Source organism: Streptomyces sp. NPDC021562 (assembly GCF_040640875.1).
Classification (GTDB): domain Bacteria; phylum Actinomycetota; class Actinomycetes; order Streptomycetales; family Streptomycetaceae; genus Streptomyces.
In genome coordinates this window covers 53898-80207 of the sequence record NZ_JBFACN010000003.1, presented here as the reverse complement: position 1 = coordinate 80207, position 26310 = coordinate 53898, and the positions used below count along the sequence as shown (strand labels likewise).

The following is a 26310-nucleotide window of genomic DNA, read 5'->3' as shown; positions in this document are numbered from 1 at the left end:
CGCGTCGTGCGGCGTGACGGTGGTGTCCATGCCAGAGCCAACCCAGCCGACCCGACCGACCGGGCAGACGCCCCGCAAGCTCACCCACACCGTCACCGCCGACTCCCTCGTCACCGTCGATTTCAGCCCCCGGTTCGACGGCGCTTGGCGCTCCCCGTCCCCCTCCCGCTCCGGATCCCGCCCACCCGGCCCCTACCGCCGCCTCTTCGCCCGCCCCGGCACCCGGGCCTTCACCGTCGGGAACCTCATCGCCCGGCTGCCCATGGGCATGTTCAGCGTCAGCGCGGTCGTGATGATCGCCGGCACCCGGGGCTCGTACGCCCTGGCCGGTGCCGTCACCGCGACCGGCCTCGCCGCGACCGGGGTGGCGGGGCCGTCGATCGCGCGGCTCGTCGACCGGTACGGGCAGGCCAGGGTCGCGGTGCCCGCCACGGTCACCGCGGTCCTCGGCAGCCTCGCCCTGCTGCTCTGCGTCCGGTTCGGCACCCCGGACTGGACCCTGTTCGCCGCCTACGCGGCCACCGCCACCACCCCCAACCTGGGCGGCATGTCCCGCGCCCGCTGGGCCCATCTGCTGCGCGCCGACCCGGACGCCCTGCACACCGCCAACTCCTTCGAACAGGCCGCCGACGAGCTGTGCTTCATGCTCGGCCCGGTCCTCGCCGCCTTCCTCACCGGCACCTTCTTCCCCGAGGCCGGCACCCTGGTCGGGGCGGTGCTGCTGCTCACCGGGATGCTGCTGTTCACCGCCCAGCGCGCCACCGAGCCGCCGCCCCGGCCCGCCACGAGCACCGCGCGGACCCCCCTGCGCCTCGCCGCCCTCCTCGCCTGCTTCGTCGCCACCGGTGCGGTGTTCGGCTCGATGGAGGTCGTCACCATCGCCTACGCCGACGCGCAGGGCCACCGTTCGGCCGCCGGTGCCGTCCTGGCGCTCCAGGCCGCCGGGTCCTGTGCGGCGGGCCTGGTGTACGGGGCGCTCAGGCCGGCCGGCTCGGCCGAACGTCGGCTGCCGGTCTGTCTGTTGGCGATGGCGGCCCTGATGTCCCTGCCCCTGCTCGCGGCCCGCACCCTCGACTCCCTGTGGGCTCTCGCCCCGGCCCTGCTCGCGGCCGGCATGGCGACCGCGCCGACCATGGTGACGGCGATGACACTGGTCCAGGACCGCACTCCGGAGGGCCGCCTCAACGAGGGGATGAGCCTCGTCGTCACCGCCCTGCTGACCGGTGTCGCCACGGGCTCCGCGGCCGGCGGCTGGGCGGCGGAGCACCTCGCTCCGGCGACCGCCTACCTCACCCCGGTCACCGCGGCCGCCGCAGCCTTCCTGATCCACACCGTCAGTCGAATCGCTTCCCACAAATCCCGCCGCAACCATTGACGGTCCCACGGCCCGCGCCTACCTTCCATCGTCGAAGCGCTTCGACGTCCGGCATCGAACCGATTCGACGCGGGACGAGCACCATCCGCAACTCCCCTGGAGGTACTGGATGTCGACGGCACGAAGGCGAACAGGGCGGATACGACGGCTGACGGCGACGGCAGTGGTCCTCTCCGGATCACTGCTGCTGACCTCCTGCGGCGGCTCGGGCGGCAGCACGTCCGACGCCAAGACGCTGCGGCTGTGGCACTACGAGGCCCCGAACAGCGCGATGGGCATCGCCTGGAACGAGGCCATCAAGGAGTTCGAGGCGAGCCATCCCGGCGTGAAGGTGGAGTACGAGGAGAAGAGCTTCGAGCAGATCCAGAAGACCGCTCCGATGGTCCTCAACTCCTCCGACGCCCCCGACCTCATGGAGTACAACAAGGGCAACGCGACGGCGGGACTCCTCTCCAAGCAGGGGCTCCTGACCGACCTGACCGCGGAGGCGGCCAAGCGCGGCTGGGACAGGGAACTCAGCGCGGGCGTGCGCACCACCAGCCAGTACGACGCCGACGGCGTGATGGGCTCCGGCAAATGGTACGGAGTGCCCAACTACGCCGAATACACGATGATTTACTACAACAAGGACCTGTTCAAGAAGTACGGGATCGCCGAGCCGAAGACGTTCGACGACCTCACGGCGGCCATGGGGAAGTTCGTCCGGAACAAGGTCACCCCGCTGGCCAACGCGGGCTCCGAGTACCTGGCCCAGCAGTACCTCTACCAGCTGGCCCTGTCGAAGGCCGACCGCTCGTGGGTCGACAGGTACGAGCTGTACAAGGGCAAGGTCGACTTCCACGACACCGCCTGGACGTACGCGGCGGACACCTTCGCCGACTGGGTGAAGAAGGGCTACATCGCGAAGACGTCCAGCGGGACCACCGCCGAGCAGGCGGGCGTCTCGTTCATCCAGGGCAAGGCACCGATCCTGTTCTCCGGCAGCTGGTGGTACGGCCGCTTCCAGTCGGAGGCGAAGTTCGACTGGGGCAGCTTCCTGTGGCCCGGCTCCAATCTCACCCTGGGCTCGGGCGGCAACCTGTGGGTCGTACCGAAGAACTCCGGGAACAAGGACCTCGCCTACGACTTCATCGACATCACCATGTCGAAGAAGATCCAGAACCTGCTCGGCAACAAGGGCGGAGTCCCGGTCGCGGCCGACCCGGGCGCCATCACCGACCCCAAGTCGAAGCAGCTCATCGCGGACTTCAACACCGTCAGCAAGCGCGACGGCCTGGCCTTCTACCCGGACTGGCCGATCGCCGGCTTCTACGACACCCTGGTCTCCGAGACCCAGAAGCTGATCACGGGCAGCGAGAAACCCGACGCCTACCTGAGCAACCTCCAGACGGCCTACGACAAGGGCACCAAGTGAGGGTGCGCCGGGACTCGTACGCCCTGTTCCTGCTCCCCGGTGCCCTCGCCTTCCTCGCGGTCGTGGTCGTCCCGTTCCTGATGAACACGGGCCTCGGCTTCACCGACTGGCAGGGCGTGGGCAGCCCGCACTGGTCCGGGCTCGCCAACTACCGCGAGCTGCTGCACGATTCCGAGTTCTGGGCGTCGTTCCGGCACAGCCTCTTCATGGTCGTCGCGATGGCGGTGCTCCCGACCGCGCTCGGCCTGGTGCTGGCCGCCGCCCTGTTCGACTACGTCGGCAAGCACTTCGGCACCCGGGTCGCGGCGGTCCTGCGCGCCTGCTTCTACCTCCCGCAGGTCCTGCCGGTCGCGGTCGCCGGCATCGTCTGGAGCTGGATCCTGGCCCCGGACAACGGCTCCCTCAACGCCCTCCTGAAGGCGGTCGGCCTGGGCTCCTGGCAGCAGGACTGGCTCGGCGACCCGGACCTCGCCCTCTACACGGTGATGGGCGTGCTCGTCTGGGTCCAGCTCGGCTTCCCGCTGGTCGTCTTCATGGCCGGGCTCGGCCGCGTCGACCCCCAGCTGTACGAGGCGGCCGAGCTGGACGGCGCCGGCTGGTGGCGCCGCTTCCGGCACATCACGGTGCCGGGGATCCGCCCCGAGGTGTACGTCGTCCTGACCTGGTGCACGATCGCCGCGCTGAAGGTCTTCGGCGCGGTGTACGTGCTCACGAAGGGCGGCCCCGGCGGCGCCACCGACGTCCCGTCCTACTTCTCCTTTACCACGTTCTTCGAGAAGACCCAGGTCGGCTACGGATCGGCGATCTCCACGGTCCTCACGGTGATCATCCTGGCCCTGGCCGTGCTGGGCCTGAAGCTGCAGACCCGGGTGGAGGACTCATGACCGCACTGCGCCGCTACCCGGTCCTCCTCGCCCTCTGCCTCGCCGCCCTCTTCATGGTCGTCCCGTTCCTCATCGTGGCGGTCAACGCGGTGAAGTCCCCGGCCGAGTACTCCCGAAGCGGCCCGCTGAGCCTCCCCCACGGCCTCTACCTCGACGGCCTCAAGGACTTCTGGCAGCGCGTCGACTACACCCAGAAGCTCGTCAACTCCACCCTCATCAGCGGCTCGGTGGCACTGCTCGCCACCGTCCTGTCCCTCCTCAACGCCTATGCGATCGGCGTCGGCCGGATCCGGGGCCGCACCTGGGTGCTGGCCTTCTTCGTGCTGGCCAACCTGCTGCCGCAGGAAGCGCTGGTCTACCCGCTGTACTACCTGAGCAAGCAGGCGGGCCTGTACGACACCAGGCTCAGCGTGGTCATCGTGTTCACGGTGATCCAGTCGGCGTTCGGCACGTACCTCCTCTCCGCGGTCCTAGGGCAGTTCCCGCGCGAGATCATCGAGGCGGCCCGGATCGACGGCGCGAACAAGTGGCAGATCCTGGTCCGGATCGTCGTCCCGGTCAGCCGCCCGACCCTCGGCGTGCTGCTGGTCTTCTTCTTCATCTGGACCTGGAACGAGTTCCTGCTGCCGCTGGTCATGCTGATCTCCAACGACAACCAGACGGTCTCCGTCGCGCTCGGCGTCCTCCAGGGCCAGCGCCTGATGGACGCCACGATGACCAACGCGGCCGCCCTGCTGGGCGTGCTCCCGGCGATCGTCTTCTTCCTCGTCTTCCAGCGCACCCTCACCCGGGGCATCGCCGTGGGCGCCGTCAAGTAGGAGGTACGTGAGTGAAGTTCACCGACGGCTACTGGCTGCTGCGCGAGGGCGTCACCGCGGCCCACCCGGTCGAGGTCCTCGACGTCACGGCCGCGGACGGCGCGCTGGAGATCCACGCGCCGACCCGGCCCATCCGCCACCGCGGCGACCTGCTGAGGGGACCCGTCCTGACGATCACCGCACACACCCCGATGCCCGACGTCATCGGCGTCACCTTCACCCACTTCGAGGGCGAACAGCCACGCGGCCCGCACTTCGAACTGGGCCGGGCCGACCTCGCGTCCCAGGTGTCGTACGACGACGAATACGCCACCCTGGTCTCCGGTTCGCTGTCGCTGCGGCTGAGCCGGGCCGCGCCCTGGCGGCTGGACTTCCGCTCCGGTGGCCGCACCCTCACCTCCAGCGGCCCCAAGGGCATGGGCATCATGCGGGACTCCACGACCGGCGCCCACTACCTGCGGGAGCAACTGGACCTGGGCGTCGGCACCTCGGTGTACGGCCTCGGGGAACGCTTCGGCCCGCTCGTCAGGAACGGCCAGGTGGTCGACATCTGGAACGCGGACGGCGGCACGGCCACCGAACAGGCCTACAAGAACGTCCCGTTCTACCTCACCGACGCGGGGTACGGGGTCTTCGTCGACCATCCGGGGAAGGTGTCGTTCGAGGTCGGCTCGGAGGCGGTGTCGCGGGTCCAGTTCAGCGTGGAGTCGCAGCAGTTGACGTACTACGTCATCCACGGCCCGAGCCCGAAGGAGATCCTGCGCACGTACACCGCCCTGACCGGCCGCCCGGCGCTGCCGCCGGCCTGGTCCTTCGGCCTGTGGCTCTCCACGTCCTTCACCACCTCCTACGACGAGAAGACGGTGACGTCCTTCATCGACGGCATGCGGGAGCGCGAACTGCCGCTCTCCGTCTTCCACTTCGACTGCTTCTGGATGCGGGAGTTCAACTGGTGCGACTTCGCGTGGGACCCGCGGGTCTTCCCGGATCCGGAGGGGATGCTGGGGCGGCTGCGCGAGCGCGGGCTGCGGGTGTGCGTGTGGATCAACCCGTACATCGCGCAGCGGTCGCCGCTGTTCGCCGAGGGCAAGGCACTGGGGCACCTGCTGCGGCGACCGGACGGCAGCGTGTGGCAGTGGGACCTGTGGCAGCCGGGGATGGCGCTGGTGGACTTCACCTCCCCGGCGGCGCGTGACTGGTACGCGGCCAAGCTGTCGGCCCTGCTCGCCCAGGGTGTCGACTGCTTCAAGACCGACTTCGGGGAACGCGTCCCGGTGGACGTGGCCTGGTCCGACGGCTCGGACCCGGAGCGGATGCACAACTACTACACCTACCTGTACAACCGGACCGTCTTCGAGGTGCTGCGCAAGCACCGCGGGGAGGGGGAGGCGGTGGTGTTCGCGCGGTCGGCGACCGCCGGGAGCCAGCAGTTCCCGGTGCACTGGGGCGGCGACTGCGAGTCGACGTACGAGGCGATGGCCGAGTCGCTGCGCGGCGGTCTTTCGCTCGGCCTGTCCGGCTTCGGCTACTGGAGCCACGACATCGGCGGCTTCGAGGGCACCCCGACCCCGGCGCTGTTCAAACGGTGGCTGGCCTTCGGGCTGCTGTCCTCGCACAGCAGACTGCACGGCTCGTCGTCGTACCGGGTGCCGTGGCTGTTCGACGAAGAGTCGGTGGACGTGGCACGGCACTTCACCCGGCTGAAGCTGAGCCTGATGCCGTACCTGTACGAGGTGGCGCGCACCGCTGCCGCCGAGGGGATCCCCATGATGCGGGCGATGGTGCTGGAGTTCCCGGACGACCCCGGGTGCGCGCATCTGGAACGCCAGTACATGCTGGGGCCGGACCTGCTGGTGGCGCCGGTGTTCGCCGACGAGGGACAGGTGGCCTACTACTGCCCCGAGGGCACCTGGACCCACTTCCTCACCGGCCGCACGGTCACCGGCCCCCGCTGGACCCGCGAGCGCCACGACTTCCTGAGCCTGCCGCTGCTGGTCCGGCCGGGAGCCGTGATCCCGGTGGGCGCGGTGGCCGACCGGCCCGACTACGACCACGCCGACGGGGTGACCCTGCGGGCGTACGGCCTTGAGCGTGGCGCGCAGGTCACGGTCCCGGTCGGGGAGGTCACCTTCACCGTCGTACGCGAGGGGAACACCCTGCGGGCCTCGTGCAGTGAGCCGGCTTCGGCCTGGAGCCTGGCGGCCGGGGAACGGACGGCGCGGGCGGCGGCCGGTACCGGGTTCCTCTCGCTGGAGCTGGGCTGATGGTGAAGATCACGGACGTGGCCCGGTACGCGGGGGTCTCCCCCAGCACCGTGTCCTACGCGCTCAGCGGCAAGCGCCCGATCTCTGAGGAGACCCGGCGCCGTGTCGAGGCGGCCGTCCGGGAACTGGGCTACCGCCCGCACGCCGGCGCCCGCGCCCTCGCCAGCAGCCGCTCCAACGTGCTCGCGCTGGTGATCCCCTTACGCACCGGGATCCACGTCCCGGTGGTGATGCAGTTCGCGGTGTCGGTGGTGACCACGGCCCGGCGGTACGACCACGACGTGCTGCTCCTCACCCAGGAGGAGGGCGAGGAGGGCCTGCACCGGGTCGCCGACACGGCGCTGGTCGACGCCCTGATCGTGATGGACGTCCAGCTCCACGACCCCCGGCTGCCGCTGCTGCGCACCCTGGAACGCCCGTCGGTGCTGATCGGCTTCCCTGCGTCCGCGGAGGGCCTGACCTGCGTCGACCTGGACTTCCGGGCGGCCGGTGAGCTGTGCGTGGAGCGGCTGGCGGGGCTGGGGCACCGGGTGGTGGCGCTGGTCGGGTCGCCGCCGGAGGTGTACGTCCGGGAGACCGCGTTCGCCCAGCGGGTGGTCCAGGGGTTCACGGCCGCCGCCGACCGCAACGCGATGGCGTCCTCCGTCCACCCCTGCGAGGCGACCCCCGCCGGGGCACGCCGGGTCGCCGAGCGGCTGCTGCGCGAACAACCGGCGTTGACGGGGGTCGTCGTCCACAACGAGGCGGCCCTGGAACCCCTGGTCGAAGCCTTCGAGCACCTCGGCCTCCGCGTCCCCACCGACCTGTCGATCACCGCGATCTGCCCCGACGAACTGGCGGCGTCCCTCCGCGTCCCGGTCACCTCGGTGGCCCTGCCGGCCGCGGAACTCGGGGAGCGGGCGGCGGAGTTGCTGATGCGGAAACTGGGCGGCGACATGGACGTGCCGGAGGCGACGCTACTGGCGCCTCGGCTGACGGAACGGGCGAGCACGGCGCCGCGACTGGCCCCCTGACAGCGCATAGGAAACGGCGTTCCGCACCGGGAACCACCCCGAAACGGAACGCCGCCCAGGGCCACGTCTGCAGTGCAATGGCGCGCACAATTGGCGAGCGCGCTACGGACCTCGGCGGGCAGGAAATCCACCCGCTCGCCCTCGGCCGTGACGGCGTCCGGGTCGGCCAGGTCCGCCGGGAGGGCCGGCCGGTCACTGTCCACGGGATCCTGCGGGTGTAGGCGCCAAGGTCGTCGTGGGCGGCTGGTCCTCGGGCACACACCCTCGCGCTACAGCTGCCGGTCCCCTCGCCAGCTGACCGACGTGATGGCGGCCAGACCACCGTTCGCCAGGCCCTTGTAGGTCACCGTCCGCGACTCACCGATCTCGTGCGCGAGGCGTTGCGCGAGTGCCGAGCCCGTGCGGAACAGCCTCTCCCACTCATCGTCGTACTTGCCGTCCTCCCGGTACCGCAGGTCCAGGTTGAGGGTGTCGTCGATGCCCTTGGCCCATGCGTACAGATCGGCTATGAGCCCCTCGGACAGGTCCAGCGCGGCGGCCGGATGGTCGGGGAAAAAGTCCCCGAACCCGTCGGAGCGCAGGGGACCGTACTTGAACTCGCCCTCGACCGTGATGTCGATCGGGTGCGGCGGCGTGCCGTGGCTGTCGCGTTCCCAGTGGAGACGGTCGCAGCCCCAGCACACCCACTTCGCCGACCTGTGGCGCTCGTCCCAGTAGCGCACCGCCCACGACGGCCCGAGGTGCCGGGCCAGCCGCTGGGCGAGAGCCAGGCCCCGTGAGACGTGCCTCCGCAGCTCGGGACGGGAGACGAAACCCTCCGTCGGGCGGGAGAGCACCCAGCAGCGCAGCGCCTCGGCCAGCTCCTTGGGGAGGGCCAGCCGGTCGTCATCCAGCGGGACGTCACGGGTGAAGGCGTCCTGGTCCGGGTCGGCCCATGAGACTTCCGGCTCGTACAGCGGCGACGGCCCTCCCCGGGCCTGCACGAGCAGGAACCGTGGTTCTTCGCAGGTCATACTGGGTTGGCTCCGATCACGTATCCGTGGTCACCCACGCGGCTCGCGCCCGAACGGTGCTGTGGTCACCGGGAATCAGTCCGTGTCCGTTGCAGTGAGGACCGCGATCTCCTGGCCGCCTGGTCGCAAGGCGGCCACGGCGAGGTCCCAGGCCACTTGGTGGAACCAGTCCGACGAGGGGTCGGCGATGAACCAGTGGGCCTGTTCGACCAGCATGGCCGTGTGACTGATCGGCGCGTCCGGGGCGGCGCCGACCAGGCCGCCGAGGGAGCGCCAGGCAGCGAGTCGCCCGTACGCACCGAACATGCCGGTGCCGTAGGCGGGGCTGCGCACCGCCGTGGTGAGCAGCACCTGCAGCACCCTGTCGGAGGCGGCTGAGTACAGCAAGGGCCTGGCCTCCCCCATCGGCCATGCTGTGAGCGGCAGCCGCTCGGAGACGGCTGCGAAGTCGTCCGGTGAGACGGGTGACGCGGACCAGAACTCCTGCGCGGCAACCATGCCGTTGGAGTCCTGAAGCCAGTGCCGCACCGCAGCGGTCATGGCCTCGGCCACTTCCGGAACGGTGGTCTCCGCCGGATCGACCGCGACAGTGCGCCGGCGCATTTCCGGCGAGACACAAAGCGGGGGTCGATCGCTGTGCTTCGCCACCGTTGCCGGGGGCAAGGCCCACGTCCGGTCGTGCGGAGCGTGCTGTGGCCTGAGCAGCGCACGCTCCGGCGGCAGCAGGTGGAGCGGCAGAGGTGCCAGTGGGTGCTCCTCCGCCACGAGCGCTTCGCCGAAGGATTGCAGAAGGGGGTGCTCCGGGACTGCGACGCCTGCGAGTACCAGCTCCTGCAGCAGGCAGGCTCTGAACTCGTCCGACGCCGCGGTGCCGAGCTGCTCGCCGTAGACGACCGGAACGATGTCCACAGGCCTGTGCCCCAGGGCCACCATCTGGGCCAGGCGTCGCTCGGCCCTGGTCCGTGCCGGCTCTCCGGTCCGCAGGGTGCTCGGCACGCACATCAGAACGCGCAGGCTCTGCCGGTCCGCCGTTGCGGCAAGGGCGGTCTGCAACCGGTCGAGCAGGAAGCGGTGTTCGGGCGACTTCGCTCCTTCATGGGCGACCCTCCGGGCGAGCTCCGCGCCGAGCAGCGTCGCCCACTCGAAGTCACCGGACGAAACCCTGTGCGGGATCTCTTCGCCAAGTGCGGACACGGCTGAGAAGCCAGCGTCCAGCAGTTCTTTGATCCGTTGAGTCATGTCGCTGTGCATGGTGATCTCTGCGCCTCACACTCGTCGAGCCGAATCCCGTTCTATGCGGAAGCACGGGCGCGCACGGCGCCGCGCGAGGCCCTTTGACAGCACACACGAACCAGCCCGGAACGGAACGCACTCCTCCGTGGCACCGAACACGCCGACTAGCCCTGATCGACCATGAACTTGACGTCGTCCACCACGAACTCGCCATATTGGAGGGCCGATCCGATGGCCTCCAGCCGCCCGTACTGGTCCGGGGACAGCGAGGCATCCGGGGCACACAGGATCGCTCTCAACAGCACTCGGAGAGCCAGGTCCGGAGTACAGCGGCGCGCGCAGTCGATGAGCGCCGCCCGCACCTCGACCGCCAGGAACCGTGTTTCCTCGATCTCGGCGACGACCGCGCCGAGGCAGGCCATGCCATCCTCCGTGTCCGCCCCGGAGAGCTGGCGTGCGTCCCCCTTCGCCGACAGCCGGGCATCACACAGGCCGACGATTGTCTGCGTCCACTCCGCTCCTGTCCCGACCAACTCGAAGCTTGGCATGTATTCCGCCCCGGCCTCCCAGAGCACCTCCAGCGTCTCCGACGGGAGGTTGCCGAGAATCTGCGCGTCGCGACGTACTGCCAGGGCCTCGTCATCGCCGTTCTTGGCGAGGTTATTCGCGACGATTTCAGCAGGTGTGTCCCCATCGTGGGATCCGTCCTGATGGAAAAAACCCATCACCCAGGACACGCCGAAGTTGAACTCCGTAAAGCGTGGCACGCTCCCTTACCTCTCTCACTTGGGATAGCACGTCTGCACGTAGTAGCCGGCCTTGTGTCCCTTGGCTCGGACCAGCTTGATGAAGAACGCGTTGCCCGCGTCCTTCACGCTACCGTCCGGGTAATAGACCTTGCCGAGGGAGTTCCTCACCCCAAAATGACCCTCCCATGTGAGGTCCGGAGTGGACCCCCGAAGCCACGTGCGAATCCGGTTCGCGTTGTTGGCCAGCGCGTAGTCGACGACCTGCTGGGCAGTCTGTTCGTCGATGAACAGACTGTTCGCGGTGATACGCCCGAACTTCTCCGTCTTTGCTTTGGCCAGATCCTCGGCCTCCTGCTCGGTCACGAAACCGGCCGTGTGCTCGTCCAGGGTGTGCGCCTGGCCGGGGAATTGCCGCGCGTCGGCTCCAAGATCGTTGCAGTTGTGGACCAGGACCGGGTCACCGCCCGCCACCGCGTAGAAGGTGTGCAGGCCGGACACCGTCAGGTCATACACCGTGCGAGGTGTCGTCTCGTGCCGGTCGAGCAACGCGGCCACGGTGCGGACGGTTCCGTCCGGGCTCCGCAGACCGTCTCCGTCCCGCAGTTCGGAGGCCAGGGTCCAGCCCCGGCCGGTGACGAAGAACCGGTGTCCGGGTGTGCTGGTGAGGCGTCCACCGTCCGCCAGTGTGACGTCGACCAGGTCGGCGGTGGTGTGGTGGAAGGTACGCGTTACCGGCTCGCCCTGCGCGCGTCCGGTCGTCGGGTCGGCGGCTAGCAACAGGTCACCCGGGCGCACGTCACGCAGTGCCTTGCGGCTGCCGTCGGCCAGGACGACCTCGGTGGTGCCGGGGAAGCTGTTGATCCTGCATGCCGTCCGTGCCTCTTCGTACACGTCCACGGACCGCTTGATATCGGCCAGTGTCTGGGCATCGACGTCCAGCGCCTCCAGTGCCTTCAGTGCGTCGCTGACCCCTTCCCCGGTACGCATGGCCGTGTCCACGGCGCGAATCGCCTCGGTGATCTTCGCTATCGGGCCGCCGAGCGGGAGCCAGGTGGCGGCCCAGGCGCAGTCGCCGTAGCTGCCGCCACCGTCACCGTTGAGCTTGTGGTAGCAGCCGGTGAAGTCACCGATGATCGAGTCGTAGATGCCCTTCCAGACGTCCTTGGTCACGTCCCACGCGGAGATCTTGACCGTCTTAGTCAGGCCCTTGAAGGTCTGCGTCTTGAGGAAGACCGTGTCCTCGGCGGGGCAGCCGGCCTCCGTGGCGGGCACGTCCGGGTTGCCGCACAGGTAGTAGCTGACCACCGCGTCGAAGTGCACCTTGTACACCAGCGTGTTGCAGTCCAGACCGTGGCACTCGTTGGGGAGTTGCTCCGGGTCTCCGTTCTGCTTGATGTCGTCGATGACGGAGAACACGCCGCCGACCCCGGTTCCGGTACCCGCTCCGGTCTGGACCTGCCTGTTCGCGTCGGCGGCCGCCGCCTGGTCGGCCGCCTGCTGGGCCGACTCCGCGTATTTCTGGGCGTCCTTCGCCGCCTCCTCGGCCGCGGTGGCCTCGGCGTCGGCGCGGTCGGCCGCGGCGCGGGCGTCCTTCGCGGACTGCTCGGCCTCGGCGGCCGCCGTGCGGGCCGCGTCCGCGTCCAGGGCCGCCTGGTCGGCGGAGTCGCGGGCGTCCTTGGCGTAGCCCTCCGCGTGGCCGGCCGCCTGGTCGGCGGCTGCCGCGTCCGCGGTGGCCTGCTGGTCGTACTCGATGGTGCGTGCCAGTGACTTCTGCGCGTCCGCCGCGTACTGCGCCGCCTCGGACGCGTAACCCAGGGCCTCCTTGGAGGACTTGCGGGCGTCGGCGGCGTGACCGGCCGCCTCGGCGGCGATCGTGTACGCGGCCTTCGCGTCGCCGGTGGCCGAGTCGGCGAGGCTCTTCGCCTGCTCGGCGTTCTTCTGCGCGTTGGCGGCGTGCGCCTCGGCGACGGCCTGCTGCTGCTGGGCGATCGTCTTCGACGACTGGCCCGACAGGACGGCGAGACCCGCCGCGGAGTCGGTGTCCACGTAGGGCGAGCCGAGCTGGATCGCGTCATTGGCGGGTGCGGCGACCTGCTGCGCGGAGGCCCCGGCGTCCTCGGCCGCCTGCGCGGTGGTGTACGCGTGACCGACCGCGTCGGCCGCGCCCGCGACCGCCTTGGCGGCCTCGGCCTTGGCCGCGTCGGCCTGCTTCTTCGAGTCGGCCGCGTGCTGCTCCGCCTCGTCGGCCAGCTTGACCGCGGCACGGGCCGCGGTGGCCGAGGCCTGGGAGGCCTGGATGGCGTCCGCCGCCGCGCTGGTCGCCGTGCGCACCGCGGCGTCCGCCTTGAGCTTGGCGGCCTGGGCGGCGTCGGCGTCGGAACGGGCCCGCTTGGCCGCCGCCTCGGCGCGGGTGGCCGCGGCGTCGGCGTCCGCGGCGGCCTGGCTCGCCGCGTCCGCCTCGGTACGGGCCGAGCTCGCGGCCGACTCGGCGTCGTCGGCCGCGCGGTCCGCGGCATCGGCCGCCGCCCGGGAGTCCTGCGCGTCGGCGTCCGAGTCGTGCGCGTCGGCGTAGGCGTCCTTGGCGTCGGCCTTCGCGCGGGCCGCGTTCGCCTTGGTCTTCGCGTCCCACGCGTCGTCCGACTTGCCCTTGGCCCGGTCCCGCGCCGCCTCCGCGTCCTGGCGCTTGGCGCGCGCGGTGGACTCTGCGGTGTCCGCCCGGTCCTTGGCATCGGCGGCGGTCTTCGCGTACCCCTCGGCGTCCGCCTTGTGCTGCGCGGCCTCCGCCTGCTTCTGCGCGGCGGTCGCCTTCTCCGCCTTCGCCGTCTGCTCCTCGGCCTCCGCGTCGAGCCGCTTGGCGTGCGCGGTGGCGGCGGCCGCCTTCGCGTCGGCCTCGGCCTGCTGGGTCTCGCCGAGCTTCGCCTTCGCGGTGTCCCGCGCGGCCCTGGCCGTCTGCGCCTGTACGGCGGCGGCGTCGGCGGCGGCCTTCGCCTGCGCGTTGGCCTCCTGGGCGGCGGCCGTACGGAACGCGGCCTTCGACTGGGCCGCCTGGGTCACCGCGCGGGCCGCGATGGTCGCGCTGTCCCCGGCGGCTGCCTTGGTCGCCGCATAAGCGGTGTCACCGGCCTTGGCCAGCGCGTCGAGCGCGGCGGCCGACGCCTTGGTGACCTGGGCCTTCTGCTGCCCGACGAGCAGGCCTCGGCCGCGTGGGGCGCCCGCCCGGTCGGCGACGGCGTAGGCGGCCTTGGTGGCGGTGTCCGTGTCGGTGGCGGACTTCTTCGCCGCGGTCGCCTGTGCCTTGAGCAGGTCGAGCTGGGCCTTGGCCGCGGTCTGGGCGTCGGCGACGCCCTTCTTCACCTTGTCGAACTGGGCCTTGGTCGGATAGCCCAGCTTGTCGGTGCCGTTGTGACCGGACGGGGCGAAGTCGAACTTCTGCGGGTCGGTGCCCTTGCAGTCCCACATCCGCGCGTCACGGCTGTTCTCGTAGGTCGCCAGGTCCAGGCAGTTGCCGGTGCCCGGGTTGTACAGGCGGCTGGTCGCGTGGGTGTCGTACTGCCACTTCTGGGCCGCGCTCTTGCCGTTGCACGTCGCGATCTGCACGACGGTCCCGTTCGCGGTGGCGCCGCCCTTCACCTCCAGGCACTTGCCGGAGTTGACGTTGACCAGCGCGTCGTCGCTGATCTTCCACGTCTGTCCCACCGAGCCGTTGCAGGTGTAGATCTGCACCGGCGTGCCGCTGGTCTTGCTGCCGCCGCCCACTTCGAGGCACTTGTCGGTGGCGCCGTGCGCGTGCACGATCATGGGGCTGTCGCCGATCCAGCCGGGGCCGCCGGCGGACCAGTAGTCCTGCCAGCGGGTCAGGTGGTCGGCGATCCACGACTGGCCCAGCAGTTCGCCCAGCGCCTTGGAGCCGGTGGCGAGGGCCTTGGTGGCGTCGCGGTTCGCGTTGAGGATCTGGTCGCGTTGGCCGGCCTGGGCGGCGATCTCCTGCTGCCACTCGGTGGACGCGTCCGCGACCTCCTTGCCGAGGACCCGGTCCGGGTCGACGGGGCTGCGCCAGGCGCAGGAGGCGAACCGGGTCTTCAGGTCCTCCACGGCGATGCGGTACTCGACGCTGCCCGGCTCGGGCGCGGTGCGCGGGAACCCGCCCGAGGACAGGAACAGGCGGGCGTTGTCCGCGCCCGTGGGCTCCGTGCTCCAGTTCACCAGGGCGTCCCAGGCCTGGTGTTCGTCGAGCGCCTGCTGCCACTGCGGGCGGGGCAGCGAGGGGTCCGGGTCACCGCCGTAGAGCGGGGTCCCGAGGTCCTTGACGGCCTTCAGCGTGACGTCGTCGGCCTTCGGGGTGGGGTCGTCGTAGAAGGGATCCTCGGCCGTCCACATCCGGCTGCCGACCCACTGGGACAGGCCGGTCTGTTCGAAGAAGTCCTGGGTGTCGTCCCCGACCAGGCCCGGTGGATCCTCGAAGTCGGCGACGGTCTTGAAGCCGCCCGGGGTGGGAAGGCCGGCGACGGGTTTGTGCCACTCGCCGACGCGGTCGTGGAGCGCCGCGCCCTCCTTGCTCGCGGCCGCCTTGTCCTGGTCGTACGCGGTGGACAGCGGGGTGGTGCTCCAGTACTCGCGGTTCGCCGCGGTGTGCAGCTTGTCCGGGGTCTGGGAGAGCGCGTTCTGCGCGGTGCTGAACATGGCCGGGCCGCCCATGCGGAGCACACCGGCCATCAGGCACTGGTCCTGACGGAGCTGCTCGGCGGCCTTGGTGTCGAAGCCGTCGTAACTGTCGGCCACCGGGCTGAAGTCGGCGGTGCGGTCGTGGGGCAGGTCCGGATGGCCGGCGACCGTGGTGAGCACGGCGAGCGCGAGCACGGACGGTACAAGTCGCTTGAGGGTGCCCGCTTTCCGGGCAAGGGGCGTCACAGTCCCCGGTCTGGAACGCAAAAGAACATCCGTTCTTCGTGAAAAGGGCAGACGGGGGCCCGGCGCGAAGAGATGTCGAAGAGGCGCGCGCGCCATGGCGGCGGCAGGCCTGCGTGTCCCTCCCCGTGGCGACGCTGTTCCCCCGGTCGCCGATGGTCGTGCGCGGCGGCCGAGTGGTCGGCTCGGCCCGGCGCGCGTACCGCACTTTAGTAAACCTGTGCGATCCCTGTGAAGGTTATTTGACTGAGCGGCGTCAATCTTCACAAGACGGCCGGGCGGCGGCCCTGCGGACACGACGAAGGCCCGGTGGTCGGGGACCACCGGGCCTTCGTGACATGGAGACTGTGGAGATGGCGGGAATCGAACCCGCGTCCAACGGTGCGGAACCAGGGCTTCTCCGTGTGCAGTTCGCTGTGATTTTCTCGGCCCCGGCGATCACGCGAACAAGTCGCCGACGGGCCCAGTCACTGTTAGATTTCCCTCTTCACCCCGTGACCGGGATCAAGGTTTAGTTCCCTAGCTGATGCCAGGATCCGGGTCGGGAACAGCCCCGGGCTGACACTCCCGTGTAGGAGGCTCGCGATCGCTACCTGAGATCAGGCAGCGAGGGCGAAGGCCTGCTGGGAGGAATCGCGCTTGGAAGTGGCGATTATTTTTTTCGGCCTGTGGTTTACGAGATCATGGCCGCTTTCTCGACACGCTTCCCCTGCCTCGACATCCGCTGTCGAAACCGATCATCCCCATGTGGATTTTTCAATCTTCACACCGGCTTCCCCCGGTGTTGGTGCCATCGTACGTGACCAACGCCCGCCGATGCCACTGTATTCCCGCGTGCCTACGCCTCCCGCTGCCGCCGCTTCGCCGCGGCGATGGCGCGCCCCGCCTCCCGGCGGTCCTGCTGCTCGCGCAGGGTCTGCCGCTTGTCGTACTCCTTCTTGCCGCGCGCGAGGGCGATCTCCGCCTTGGCCCGGCCGTCCTTGAAGTACAGCGCGAGGGGCACGATCGTGTGACCCGTCTCCTGGGCCTTGACCTCCAGCTTGTCGATCTCCTCCCGGTGCAGCAGGAGCTTGCGCTTGCGGCGCACCGAGTGGTTGGTCCAGGTGCCCTGGCTGTACTCGGGGATGTGGGCGTTGTGCAGCCACGCCTCGTTCCCGTCGATCTGCACGAAGCCGTCGACCAGCGAGGCCCGGCCCTGACGCAGCGACTTCACCTCGGTGCCGGACAGCACCAGGCCGGCCTCGTAGGTGTCGATGATCGCGTAGTCGTGCCGCGCCTTCTTGTTCTGCGCGACGATCTTGCGCTTGCCGCCCTTCTCGCCGTCCCTGGCTTTGGCGGCCGTCCCCTGCTGCTTCTGCTGGGACTCTTTCGGTACGTACATTCCCTTGGCCATAGTGCCCTCCATTTTCGCACTACGGAGGGGGTGCGAGGGAAGCGGTTATACGGGGGCTACGAGGGGTCGCCGAGACCGCTCAGCACGGTCTCCGCCCGCCGCAGCGCCCCGGAGCCCACCTCCAGGTCGGGGGTGATGCCCCGGCCGTCGACGGCGTGGCCCGAGGGGGTGCGGTAGTGGCCGACGGTGAGCTCGGCGACCGAGCCGTCGGGGAGCCGGGTCGGCATCTGGATGGAGCCCTTGCCGAAGGTGCGGGTGCCGAGGACGACCGCGCGACCGCGGTCCTGGAGGGCGCCGGTGAGCATCTCGGCCGCGCTCATGGTGCCGCCGTCGACGAGCGCGACCAGGGGTCTGACGGTGTCGCCGCCGGGCTCGGCGTGCAGGGAGCGCTCCACGCCGTGCACGTCGTAGGTGGCGACGAGGCCGCCGTCGAGGAAGGCGGAGGCGGCGGTGACGGCCTCGGTGACCAGACCGCCGGAGTTGCCGCGCAGGTCGAGGACGATCCCGCCGTCGGCGGGGGCCTGCCGGACCGCGTCGCGCACCAGGTCGCCCGAGCCCTTGGTGAAGGCGGAGATCCTGATGACGGTGATGCCGGCGGCCGCCTTGCGCACGGTCACCGAGTCGGTGGACAGCAGCGCCCTGCGTACGGTCTCGCGCCACGCGCGCGTGCCTCGCTGGAGGCCGAGGGTGACGGTCGTACCGGCGCGGGCGTCGGTGGCGTCACCGCGCAGTAACGAGACGACGTCGGTGACGGGCCGCCCGTCGACGTCCGTCCCGTCCACGCTGCGCAGCCGGTCGCCCTTGCGGACGCCCGCCTCGGCCGCCGGCGACCCGGCCTGCACCCGGGTCACCTCGATCCGGCCGTCCCGCTCCCGCCGCGCCCACAGCCCCACACCCGTGTACTGGCCGTCGAGCGCCTCCTCGAACTCCTGGTACTCGCCCTCGGAGTAGACCGCTGCCCAGCGGTCCCCGCTGCGGCTCACGGCCCGTTCGGCGGCCTCCACGGGGGACTTGCCGTCGGCCATGGCCTCCGCGGCGGCCGCGGCGACGTCCTCGCGCCGGGGCGCCGGACGCGCGTCCTTGGCGGGTGTCTTCCGGTCGGACTGCCCGGGGTCGGGGAACGCCCCGGTGGCCGCCCCGGTCACCAACAGCCCTGCGAACACCAACGTCAGAGCCGCCCCCCGGCGAACCCGGCGGGGCTGACAGAACAGCTCTCGGCCTGACATGCCGGTGAGTCTAGGACAACGAAAAGGGCCGCACGGGCGGTTGCCCGTACGGCCCTCTTGGCATGCGTCACACCTTCAGGTACTTGCGCAGCGCGAAGAAGGCGGCCAACGCAGGCATCAGCAGGCTCGTCGCCAGGATGAGCGGGAGTTTCGTCAGCACCGCGTCCCAGCCGATGAAGTTGATCAGGTTCAGCTTCTGGGAGAGGGCCAGGCCGTGGTCGATGATGAAGTAGCGGGCCACCACCAGGAATCCGCACGCCACCGTGCCGCCGATCAGACCGGCGACGGCGGCCTCCGCGATGAACGGGGCCTGGATGTAGAAGCCGGAGGCGCCGACCAGGCGCATGATGCCGGTCTCGCGCCGACGGCTGAACGCCGAGACGCGCACGGTGTTGACGATCAGCATCAGGGCGACCACCAGCATCAGGGCCATGACCATGCGGGCCGCCCAGTTCATGCCGTTGAGCAGACCGAAGAGGTTGTCCAGGATGCCCTTCTGGTCCTGCACGGACTGGACCCCGTCACGGCCGTCGAAGGCCGTGGCGACCACCTGGTACTTCTGCGGGTCCTTGAGCTTGATCCGGTACGACTCCTGCATCTGGTCCGGCGTGAGGGAGTCGGCCAGCGGCGAGTCGCCGAACTGCTCCTTGTAGTGCTTGTACGCCTCGTCCTGCGACTCGTAGGTGACCTTCTGGACGATCGAGGTCATCTTGTCGAGGTCGGCCTTGATCTGCTTCTTCTGGTCCTCGGTGACCGCGCCCTTGGCGCAGTTGGGGTCCGACTCGGCGTCGCTCTTGTTGCAGAGGAAGATCGAGACGTTGACCTTGTCGTACCAGTAGCCCTTCATGGTGTTGACCTGGTCGCTCATGAGGAGCGAGCCGCCGAAGAGCGCCAGGGACAGGGCGACCGAGACGACGACCGCGAAGGTCATCGTCAGATTGCGGCGGAGACCGACACCGATCTCCGACATTACGAACGAGGCGCGCATGGCGTCGGGTTATGCCTTTCCGTGGACGTCTGCGAAGTCGTGGCGGTCAGTGCTGGTAGCCGTAGACGCCGCGGGCCTGGTCGCGGACGAGGCGGCCCTTCTCCAGCTCGATGACGCGCTTGCGCATCTGGTCCACGATGTTCTGGTCGTGGGTGGCCATGATCACGGTGGTGCCGGTGCGGTTGATGCGGTCCAGGAGCTTCATGATGCCGACCGAGGTCTGCGGGTCGAGGTTGCCCGTGGGCTCGTCCGCGATCAGCAGTTTGGGCCGGTTCACGAAGGCGCGCGCGATGGCCACGCGCTGCTGCTCACCGCCGGACAGCTCGCCGGGCATCCGGTCCTCCTTGCCGCCGAGCCCGACGAGGTCGAGCACCTGGGGCACGGACTTGCGGATCTCGCCCTTGGACTTGCCGATGACCTCCTGGGCGAAGGCCACGTTCTCGGCGACCGTCTTGTTGGGCAGCAGCCGGAAGTCCTGGAAGACCGTCCCGAGCTGGCGGCGCATCTGGGGCACCTTCCAGTTGGACAGCCGTGCGAGGTCCTTGCCCAGGACGTGCACCTGGCCGTGGCTGCATCGCTCCTCGCGGAGCACCAGCCGCAGGAAGGTGGACTTTCCGGAGCCGGAGGACCCCACGAGGAACACGAACTCGCCCTTCTCCACTTCCAGGGACACATCCCTGAGTGCGGGGCGGGTCTGCTTGGGGTAGACCTTGGAGACATTGTCGAATCGGATCACGGATGCACCACGGGTCGCCGGGGGTAGATGAGCGTGACCATACGCGAACCGGGTGAGGAAGCGCAGGCGCCGGTCATGGTTGAGCGGTGCTTGTGCGGTTTTGTTCCGGGACGGACTCCCCCCGGCGCCCCGGAGCGCCGGTACGGGCTCGGCGGACGGCCGCGCTCTTTCGGGGTGAACCTGGCACAGTGGGAGGGGAACGTTCTCGTTCCGCGGAGCGTTGTGTAGGTAATGGCCGGTGCAAGGAGGGCGAGCGCATGACGTACGACCGGTTGGTGTGCGCGAACTGTGCGGCGCCCGTGAACGAAGGCCGGTGCCCCGTGTGCCGCGCCAACCGCGAGCGTCTCCAGCAGGAGAGTTTCCTCGGTGGCCTGAACCCGATGGCGCTGATCGGGTTGCTGGCGGTGCTGATCGCCGCGGTGGCACTGCTGGCGCACCAGACCGCGTAGCGACGTTCTCACCCAGGCGCGAGCCGGGGCGCGACCCCCGCGCGAAAGGGCCCGGAGCCGAGGCTCCGGGCCCTTCGTCATGCGTGGCGCGTACGCTCCGTGAGCGTACGGCTACCGTCAGGCCGCGGCGCCGCCGCGGCCGCCCATGAGGCGCGGCAGGATGCGGAAGCCGACGCCACCGGCGATCATGGTGGCGGCGCCGACGATCAGGAAGGTCGTCTGCGCGGCACCGGTCTCGGCAAGCTGGTCGCCGCCACCCTGGGCCTGGGTGTTCGACGTGTCGGAGCCGGTGTCCGTGAGGGAGGAGGTACCCGCCTCCTGGGCGGAGGTGCCGGAGTTGCCGTCGGTGCCGGTGTTGTTGCCGCCGCCGTGGCTGCCGGTGCCGCTGCCGCTGGTGCTGCCGTCGGACGGGGTGTCGCTGGTCGGCTCGTCCGTGGGCTCGGTGGGCTCGTCGGTCGGCTGGGTCGGCTCGTCCGTGGGCTCGCTCGACTCGGAGGGCTCCTGGCTCGCGGGCGGCGTGGAGGCGGGCTCGCTGCTGGCCGGGGCGGTCGGGATCTCGGTCGGGTTGTCCGTCGGGGTGTCCGTCGGGTCGTCGCCGTCGAGGTTGACGTTGGCGGAGACGCCGGTCTCGTCGGCGCTGACGCCGATGGAGAGAGCGGAGGCCGCGCCGGCCGCGGTCAGCGAGGCGCCGGCGGCGATCACGGCGCAGGCGGCTATCCGCGCGACCCGGATCCGCGTCTTCTTGGTCATCTGGTTGCTACCCCCAGTAGCTGATAGTCAATGAGCGGGCGCATGGGGCCGGCCGTGATCGACGGGGGCGGTAAAGGCGTTGCCAAGTCCCCCGGTTCACATGCGCCCCAGAGATACGCATGCCACGCTTCACCCTTCCCATTTTTCAAAGCAACGTCAAGGCCGTTGCGCGCGCGATGTCCAGTTGCGCGCGGAATGCGGGGAGTTGAAGCGTGTGAGTGTGACGTAAAACCCAGACATTCCCGGGACAAACGAGAACTGCCGCCACGGGGGCGGCAGTTCAAGGTCGTACGGCCCGTCATGGGCAAGTCGACAAAGTTACTTCTCCTGCTGCTTGCGCCAGCGAATTCCGGCCTCCAGGAAGCCGTCGATCTCGCCGTTGAAGACGGCCTCGGGGTTGCCCACCTCGTACTCGGTGCGCAGGTCCTTGACCATCTGGTACGGGTGCAGCACGTACGACCGCATCTGGTTGCCCCAGGAGTTGCCGCCGTCGCCCTTGAGGGCGTCCATCTTGGCCTGTTCCTCCTGCCGGCGCCGCTCCAGGAGCTTGGCCTGGAGGACGTTCATGGCGGTCGCCTTGTTCTGGATCTGCGACCGCTCGTTCTGGCAGGAGACGACGATGCCGGTGGGGATGTGAGTCAGGCGCACCGCGGAGTCGGTGGTGTTGACGCCCTGGCCGCCGGGGCCCGAGGAGCGGTACACGTCCACGCGCAGCTCGGACTCGTCGATCTCGATGTGGTCGGTCTGCTCGACCACGGGGAGGATCTCGACGCCGGCGAAGGAGGTCTGGCGGCGGCCCTGGTTGTCGTACGGCGAGATGCGCACGAGACGGTGGGTGCCCTGCTCCACGGAGAGGGTGCCGTAGGCGTACGGCACCTGGACGGCGAAGGTGGTCGACTTGATGCCGGCCTCTTCCGCGTACGACGTCTCGTAGACCTCGGTCTTGTAGCCGTGCTGCTCGGCCCAGCGCAGGTACATGCGCTGGAGCTTCTCGGCGAAGTCGGCGGCGTCGACGCCGCCGGCCTCCGCGCGGATGTTCACGAGCGCTTCGCGGGAGTCGTACTCACCGCTGAGCAGCGTCCGGACCTCCATCTCGTCCAGCGCCTTGCGGACGGCGGCGAGCTCGGACTCGGCCTCGGCGCGGGTGTCCGGGTCGTCCTCCTCCTCGGCCATCTCGAAGAGCACGGCGAGATCGTCGATCCGCCCGCGCAGCGCCTCCGCCTTCCTGACCTCGGCCTGGAGGTGGGAGAGCTTGCTGGTGATCTTCTGCGCCTCGTCCGGGTTGTCCCACAGGGACGGCGCGGCCGCCTGCTCCTCGAGCACGGCGATGTCTGCCCTCAGCTTGTCGAGGTCCAGAACGGCCTCGATCGACTCCATGGTCGAGGAGAGGGACTTGAGCTCTTCGGATACATCGACGACTGCCACGCCTCCAGCGTAACGGCTCCGCCAACCGACGACGCCCGACGGGTGCCGCCCCCGACGTCCCACCGGGGGGCGCCGGAGCGGGGGCGGGGGCCGGTCTCGGCGGCGCCGACCGGCGCTCGGCCGGGCTTACGCGTGCAGGGCGGGGCAGGGGGCGTGGGCGGGACAGCGAGGGCGGGGCCGGTCTCGGCGGGGGCCGGCGGGGGTCGGTCTCCGCTTGCGGCCGCGGGCGGGGCTGTGGGGGCGGGGCCCCGCTCGCGTCGGTGGCGGGGGCGGCTTTCCGTCGGGCTCGCGGGGGGGTGTTCGTCACGGGGGTGACGTCGTGTGGGTGTTCTGGGGGGGTGCGGAGTCGTCGTCCGAGGACGCCAGCCACGCGCCCACCCCCACCACGGCGGCCATCAGCACGCCGGCCACGGCCAGGGTCACCCGGCGGCGGCGCGCCGCCGCGCGGTGCCGCGCGGAGCCGGGGCGCGGGGCCCCCGCCGCCCGCGGCACCCGGGCCGTGCCCAGGGCGCCGCCCGCCAGCTCGTCGGGTCCCGGCACCCGCATGGACGTGTGGGTGTCGCGGTTGGAGTCCGGTTTCGCGCCCGGCACCAGGGAGACGGCGCCCCGGCGTCGTATGCGCTGCTCCTCCGTGGTCGGGGCGGCCGGCTCCTCGGCCGTCTCCTCCGGTGACTCCGCGTCCGGCTCGTCGACGTCCAGCGGCGGCATCCCGGCCAGCATCGGCAGCTGCTCCCTGAGCCGCGCGGCCAGCTCGGAGGCGCGCAGCCGGGAGGCGGGCGCCTTGGCCAGGCACTGCACGAGCAGCTGCCAGAGCTCCTCGGGGATGCCGGGGAGCGGGACGACGGTCTCCGTGACATGGCGGCGCAGGACCGCGCCGGGATGGCCGCCGCCGAAGGGGGTGAAGCCCGCGAGGAGCTCGTACAGGACCGTCGCGAGGGCGTAGATGTCCACTGAGGCGCGGGGCGGCAGGCCCTCCACGATCTCCGGGGCCAGGTAGTCGGGGGTACCGATGATCTTCGTAGCGCGGGTCCGCTTCGGGGAGTCGATCAGCTTCGCGACGCCGAAGTCGGTCAGCAGGGCCGGGTGGGAGCCGCCGGGGCCCAGCGGGCCCTGCATGTCGAGGAGGACGTTCTCCGGCTTGACGTCGCGGTGGACGACGCCCGCCGCGTGGGCGGCGGCCAGCCCGTCGGCGACGTCCGCGACGATGGCGACGGCGGCCTCGGGGGCGAGGCGCCGTTCCCGTTCCAGCCGGGTGCGCAGGTCGGTGCCCCGGACCAGGTCCATGACGAGGGCGAGGTCGTTGCCGTCGACGACGAGGTCACGGACGGAGACGACGTTGGGGTGCTCCAGGCCCAGCAGGGCCGTGCGCTCCTGCACGAAGCGGCCCACCAGCTCCTCGTCGGACGCGAGGTCCTCGCGCAGCAGCTTGATGGCCACGGGCCCGTCGGGACCCTCGCCCAGCCACACCGTGCCGGCGCTGCCCCGCCCCAGGATCTGGTGGGCGGTGTACCGGCTGCCGATCTTCCGTGCCAAGACTGCTCCTACCGACGCGTGTTGCCGATAAAAGTACGCGTCCGAAGAGCCAACCTTCACCAGGGAGGCGGAAATCACCCGCCAGATGTCGACAAGTCCCCAAACTCGCGTTCACTTGCCGGAGCCGCTGCCCAGGTCCTTGACCCAGCTGCTGACCGTGCCGGCCCAGTCGCTCAGCTGGTGCCAGTAGCCGCGGCCCTGCCCGACCCAGGTGTGCACCGGGGTCAGGTCCCAGATCAGCCAGCCCGCGACGAACAGGATGACGATCATGAAAAGGCAGCCCTTGAGGCAGCCGAGGCCCGGGATCCGCATCGGGTTGGCGCTGCGCCGACGGGGTTCGCGGGGTTCACGCGGGGCCCGCTGCGGCTCGGCCGGGGGCGCGTAGCGCTGCTGCGGGGGCGGCGGGGCGTACTGCTGCGGCTGGTGTCCGTACCCGGCCGGCTGCTGCCCGTACCCGCCCTGGCCGCGCGGCTGGGGACGGCGGACCGGCTGCTGCTGCGGGGCCTGGCGCGGCTGCTGCTGTTGCGGCCGGGCGACCTGGCGCTGGGGGCGGCGGCGGAGCGGGTCCTCGCCCGGGTCGAGGTACTGGACCTGGGTCTGCTCGTTGCGGTCGCGGGCCGCACGGAGCTGGGTCTGCCAGGGGTGCGGCTGTTCCGGCTGCTGCTGGCCGCCCGGCGCCCCCTGGGGCATCGGCGGCAGGACGGCGGTCGGGTCGGCGGCCCCGGTGTTCGGCAGCACCGCGGTCGGGTCCGCCGCGCCGACCGGACCGCCGGTGTGCGGCAGGACGCTGGTCGCGGCGTTCGGGTCGTACGCGCCGGTGTTCGGCAGCACCTGCGTGGGATCGGCGGAGCCCGGTACGGCCGCCGGCGCCGGGTCGGGGGCCAGCAGTGCGCCGACGCCCTCGGCCGCGGCGATCTGCGCGGAGTTCGCGTGCACGCCGATGCCCTCGGCGACGACGCGCAGGCCGCGGGCGAGGTTCTCGGCGCCGGGCCGGTCGTCGGGGTTCTTGCGCAGGCAGCGCTCTATGACCGTCCACAGCGGGTCGGGGACGGTCGAGGGGCGCCGCGGCTCGGCGCTGAGGTGCTGGTGGAGGACCTCCAGGGCACTGCCCCCGGAGAACGGCGGTCGGCCGGTGACCAGCTCGTACAGCAGGATGCCCGCGCCGTAGATGTCGACGGCGGAGGTCTGCGGGCGGCCCTCGGCGGACTCCGGGGCGACGTACGCGGGCGTGCCGACGAACTCGTGGGTGCGGGTGAGGCCCGGGGAGTCGGCGAGGCGGGCGATGCCGAAGTCGGTCAGCATCGGGTGCATCTGGCCGTTGTACTGCGCGAGCAGCACGTTGGCCGGTTTCAGGTCCCGGTGCACGACGCCGTCGGCGTGGCTGGCGGCGAGCGCGTCGGCGACCTGGGCGGTGAGCAGGGCCGCGGCGACGGGCGTGAAGGGGCCGTTCTCCCGCAGGTAGCGGTGCAGGTCGGGGCCCTCGACGAGGTCCATGACCAGGGCGAGCAGATCGCCCTCGACGACCAGGTCGCGGACCCGGACGATGTTCGGGTGGGTGAGGCGGAGCAGGACGGAGCGCTCCCGCAGGAAGCGCATCACGATGTCGGGGTCGCTCGCGAGCTCTTCCTTGAGCACCTTGATCGCGACGGTCTCACCGGGCTGGCCGGGCACGGCCGCCTCGGCGCCCGCGGTCTCCCGCTGGCGGGCACGCCAGACGGTGCCGGTGGCGCCGCGTCCGAGCGGCTCCTCCAGGAGGTACTTGCTGCCTACCGGCCGCACGTCATGCGCTCCCTGCTGCTTGCTGGTGTGTCCGGGCCTTGGGTGTGTCCGACCCACTGTAGTGCTGTGGTGCCCGGGGCCGGGTTGTCGTCCGGCTGTGCCTCGCCCCGTCCATACGTAGGCGTTCCCGCGCGCGTTCGATGGAAAGACGCGAGCTTCGGTCCGTCGGTTGCCGGGTCCGGACGTGACCGATCTCAAGTGATCGCACACGCGGTACTGGTCAGGCACTTTTGGGGGCAGAGCCGACCAATCAAGATCACTTACCATCGGGGCGTGGGCGCGTTGTCAGTGGCAGGTGCGAGGATGCGTGCGACAGCAGAACTGGCCGACGTGCTCGTGGCGGTGGGGGGAATTCCGCGCCCG

The 26310-nt window shown here is 70.5% G+C and carries 18 protein-coding genes, 1 other RNA gene and 1 pseudogene; 7 read left to right on the top strand and 13 right to left on the bottom strand.

The features are described 5' to 3' along the window. Positions 1-28 precede the first annotated feature (28 nt). The 6 genes and pseudogenes from AB0G52_RS05040 (at position 29) to AB0G52_RS05015 (ending at position 7768) form a co-directional block, all read left to right on the top strand. The gene (locus AB0G52_RS05040) at positions 29-1375 is read left to right on the top strand and encodes an MFS transporter (protein ID WP_361333806.1); all 1347 of its coding nucleotides are present in this window, start codon (positions 29-31) and stop codon (positions 1373-1375) included. A gap of 109 nt (positions 1376-1484) precedes the next feature. Continuing rightward, positions 1485-2789: an extracellular solute-binding protein gene (locus tag AB0G52_RS05035; protein WP_361333803.1), complete on the top strand. Its 1305-nt coding sequence runs from the start codon at positions 1485-1487 to the stop codon at positions 2787-2789. Further along, the gene (locus tag AB0G52_RS05030) at positions 2786-3673 is read left to right on the top strand and encodes a sugar ABC transporter permease (protein WP_361333800.1); all 888 of its coding nucleotides are present in this window, start codon (positions 2786-2788) and stop codon (positions 3671-3673) included. The genes AB0G52_RS05035 and AB0G52_RS05030 overlap by 4 nt, the downstream gene beginning before the upstream one ends. Next, positions 3670-4491, top strand: coding sequence for a carbohydrate ABC transporter permease (locus AB0G52_RS05025; RefSeq protein WP_361333797.1), 822 nt, complete (start codon positions 3670-3672; stop codon positions 4489-4491). The genes AB0G52_RS05030 and AB0G52_RS05025 overlap by 4 nt, the downstream gene beginning before the upstream one ends. A gap of 11 nt (positions 4492-4502) precedes the next feature. Next, positions 4503-6843 (top strand): annotated as a pseudogene (gene yicI / locus AB0G52_RS05020) (alpha-xylosidase). After that, a complete protein-coding gene (locus AB0G52_RS05015) occupies positions 6755-7768 on the top strand; it encodes a LacI family DNA-binding transcriptional regulator (RefSeq protein WP_361333794.1) in 1014 nt (337 codons plus the stop codon). Before yicI ends, AB0G52_RS05015 begins: the two are co-directional and overlap by 89 nt. A gap of 269 nt (positions 7769-8037) precedes the next feature. Here the strand turns inward: AB0G52_RS05015 and AB0G52_RS05010 are convergent, their stop codons facing one another. The 9 genes from AB0G52_RS05010 to ftsE form a co-directional block, all read right to left on the bottom strand. Beyond that, positions 8038-8781 (bottom strand): hypothetical protein, encoded by a 744-nt coding sequence (locus tag AB0G52_RS05010; RefSeq protein ID WP_361333791.1) that lies wholly within the window; start codon positions 8779-8781, stop codon positions 8038-8040. A 75-nt stretch (positions 8782-8856) separates the two neighbouring features. Further along, positions 8857-10032 carry a DUF6183 family protein gene (locus tag AB0G52_RS05005; protein ID WP_361333788.1) on the bottom strand — a complete coding sequence of 392 codons (1176 nt, stop codon included), beginning with the start codon at positions 10030-10032 and terminating at the stop codon, positions 8857-8859. A 146-nt stretch (positions 10033-10178) separates the two neighbouring features. Beyond that, a complete protein-coding gene (locus AB0G52_RS05000; protein ID WP_132890504.1) occupies positions 10179-10781 on the bottom strand; it encodes a hypothetical protein in 603 nt (200 codons plus the stop codon). 15 nt (positions 10782-10796) lie between these two features. Next, positions 10797-15620 (bottom strand): ricin-type beta-trefoil lectin domain protein, encoded by a 4824-nt coding sequence (locus AB0G52_RS04995; RefSeq protein WP_361333785.1) that lies wholly within the window; start codon positions 15618-15620, stop codon positions 10797-10799. Positions 15621-16013: 393 nt separating this feature from the next. Further along, positions 16014-16413, bottom strand: a transfer-messenger RNA (tmRNA) gene (ssrA, locus tag AB0G52_RS04990). Between the two features lie 93 nt (positions 16414-16506). Continuing rightward, entirely contained in the window at positions 16507-17049 is a 543-nt protein-coding gene (gene smpB, locus AB0G52_RS04985) for an SsrA-binding protein SmpB (RefSeq protein WP_132890680.1), read from the bottom strand. Between the two features lie 68 nt (positions 17050-17117). Further along, a complete protein-coding gene (locus AB0G52_RS04980; RefSeq protein ID WP_207921803.1) occupies positions 17118-18287 on the bottom strand; it encodes a S41 family peptidase in 1170 nt (389 codons plus the stop codon). A gap of 67 nt (positions 18288-18354) precedes the next feature. Further along, the gene (ftsX, locus tag AB0G52_RS04975; protein WP_132890502.1) at positions 18355-19275 is read right to left on the bottom strand and encodes a permease-like cell division protein FtsX; all 921 of its coding nucleotides are present in this window, start codon (positions 19273-19275) and stop codon (positions 18355-18357) included. 46 nt (positions 19276-19321) lie between these two features. Further along, complete coding sequence (gene ftsE / locus AB0G52_RS04970) at positions 19322-20011, bottom strand: cell division ATP-binding protein FtsE (RefSeq protein WP_046729172.1); 690 nt, start codon at positions 20009-20011, stop codon at positions 19322-19324. Between the two features lie 257 nt (positions 20012-20268). On the opposite strand from ftsE, the gene AB0G52_RS04965 reads away from it, so the two are divergent. Next, on the top strand, positions 20269-20460 hold the full coding sequence (locus tag AB0G52_RS04965) for a hypothetical protein (RefSeq protein ID WP_046729173.1): 192 nt from the start codon (positions 20269-20271) through the stop codon (positions 20458-20460). A gap of 117 nt (positions 20461-20577) precedes the next feature. Here AB0G52_RS04965 and AB0G52_RS04960 read toward each other — a convergent pair whose 3' ends face one another. The 4 genes from AB0G52_RS04960 to AB0G52_RS04945 form a co-directional block, all read right to left on the bottom strand. Beyond that, positions 20578-21210 (bottom strand): hypothetical protein, encoded by a 633-nt coding sequence (locus AB0G52_RS04960; RefSeq protein ID WP_361333780.1) that lies wholly within the window; start codon positions 21208-21210, stop codon positions 20578-20580. A 318-nt stretch (positions 21211-21528) separates the two neighbouring features. Then, complete coding sequence (gene prfB / locus AB0G52_RS04955) at positions 21529-22635, bottom strand: peptide chain release factor 2 (RefSeq protein WP_132890500.1); 1107 nt, start codon at positions 22633-22635, stop codon at positions 21529-21531. 303 nt (positions 22636-22938) lie between these two features. After that, entirely contained in the window at positions 22939-24168 is a 1230-nt protein-coding gene (locus AB0G52_RS04950; protein ID WP_361333777.1) for a serine/threonine-protein kinase, read from the bottom strand. 111 nt (positions 24169-24279) lie between these two features. After that, positions 24280-25947: a serine/threonine-protein kinase gene (locus tag AB0G52_RS04945; RefSeq protein WP_361333774.1), complete on the bottom strand. Its 1668-nt coding sequence runs from the start codon at positions 25945-25947 to the stop codon at positions 24280-24282. Positions 25948-26310 lie beyond the last annotated feature (363 nt).

Excerpts from the sequence above, each read along its gene's own strand:
- AB0G52_RS05040 (WP_361333806.1), top strand. The coding sequence starts at position 29 with ATGCCAGAGCCAACCCAGCCGACCCGACCGACCGGGCAGACGCCCCGC.
- AB0G52_RS05035 (WP_361333803.1), top strand. The coding sequence starts at position 1,485 with ATGTCGACGGCACGAAGGCGAACAGGGCGGATACGACGGCTGACGGCG.
- AB0G52_RS05025 (WP_361333797.1), top strand. The coding sequence starts at position 3,670 with ATGACCGCACTGCGCCGCTACCCGGTCCTCCTCGCCCTCTGCCTCGCC.
- AB0G52_RS05015 (WP_361333794.1), top strand. The coding sequence starts at position 6,755 with ATGGTGAAGATCACGGACGTGGCCCGGTACGCGGGGGTCTCCCCCAGC.
- AB0G52_RS05010 (WP_361333791.1), bottom strand. The coding sequence starts at position 8,781 with ATGACCTGCGAAGAACCACGGTTCCTGCTCGTGCAGGCCCGGGGAGGG.
- AB0G52_RS05005 (WP_361333788.1), bottom strand. The coding sequence starts at position 10,032 with ATGCACAGCGACATGACTCAACGGATCAAAGAACTGCTGGACGCTGGC.
- smpB (WP_132890680.1), bottom strand. The coding sequence starts at position 17,049 with ATGTACGTACCGAAAGAGTCCCAGCAGAAGCAGCAGGGGACGGCCGCC.
- AB0G52_RS04980 (WP_207921803.1), bottom strand. The coding sequence starts at position 18,287 with ATGTCAGGCCGAGAGCTGTTCTGTCAGCCCCGCCGGGTTCGCCGGGGG.
- ftsX (WP_132890502.1), bottom strand. The coding sequence starts at position 19,275 with ATGCGCGCCTCGTTCGTAATGTCGGAGATCGGTGTCGGTCTCCGCCGC.
- AB0G52_RS04965 (WP_046729173.1), top strand. The coding sequence starts at position 20,269 with ATGACGTACGACCGGTTGGTGTGCGCGAACTGTGCGGCGCCCGTGAAC.
- AB0G52_RS04960 (WP_361333780.1), bottom strand. The coding sequence starts at position 21,210 with ATGACCAAGAAGACGCGGATCCGGGTCGCGCGGATAGCCGCCTGCGCC.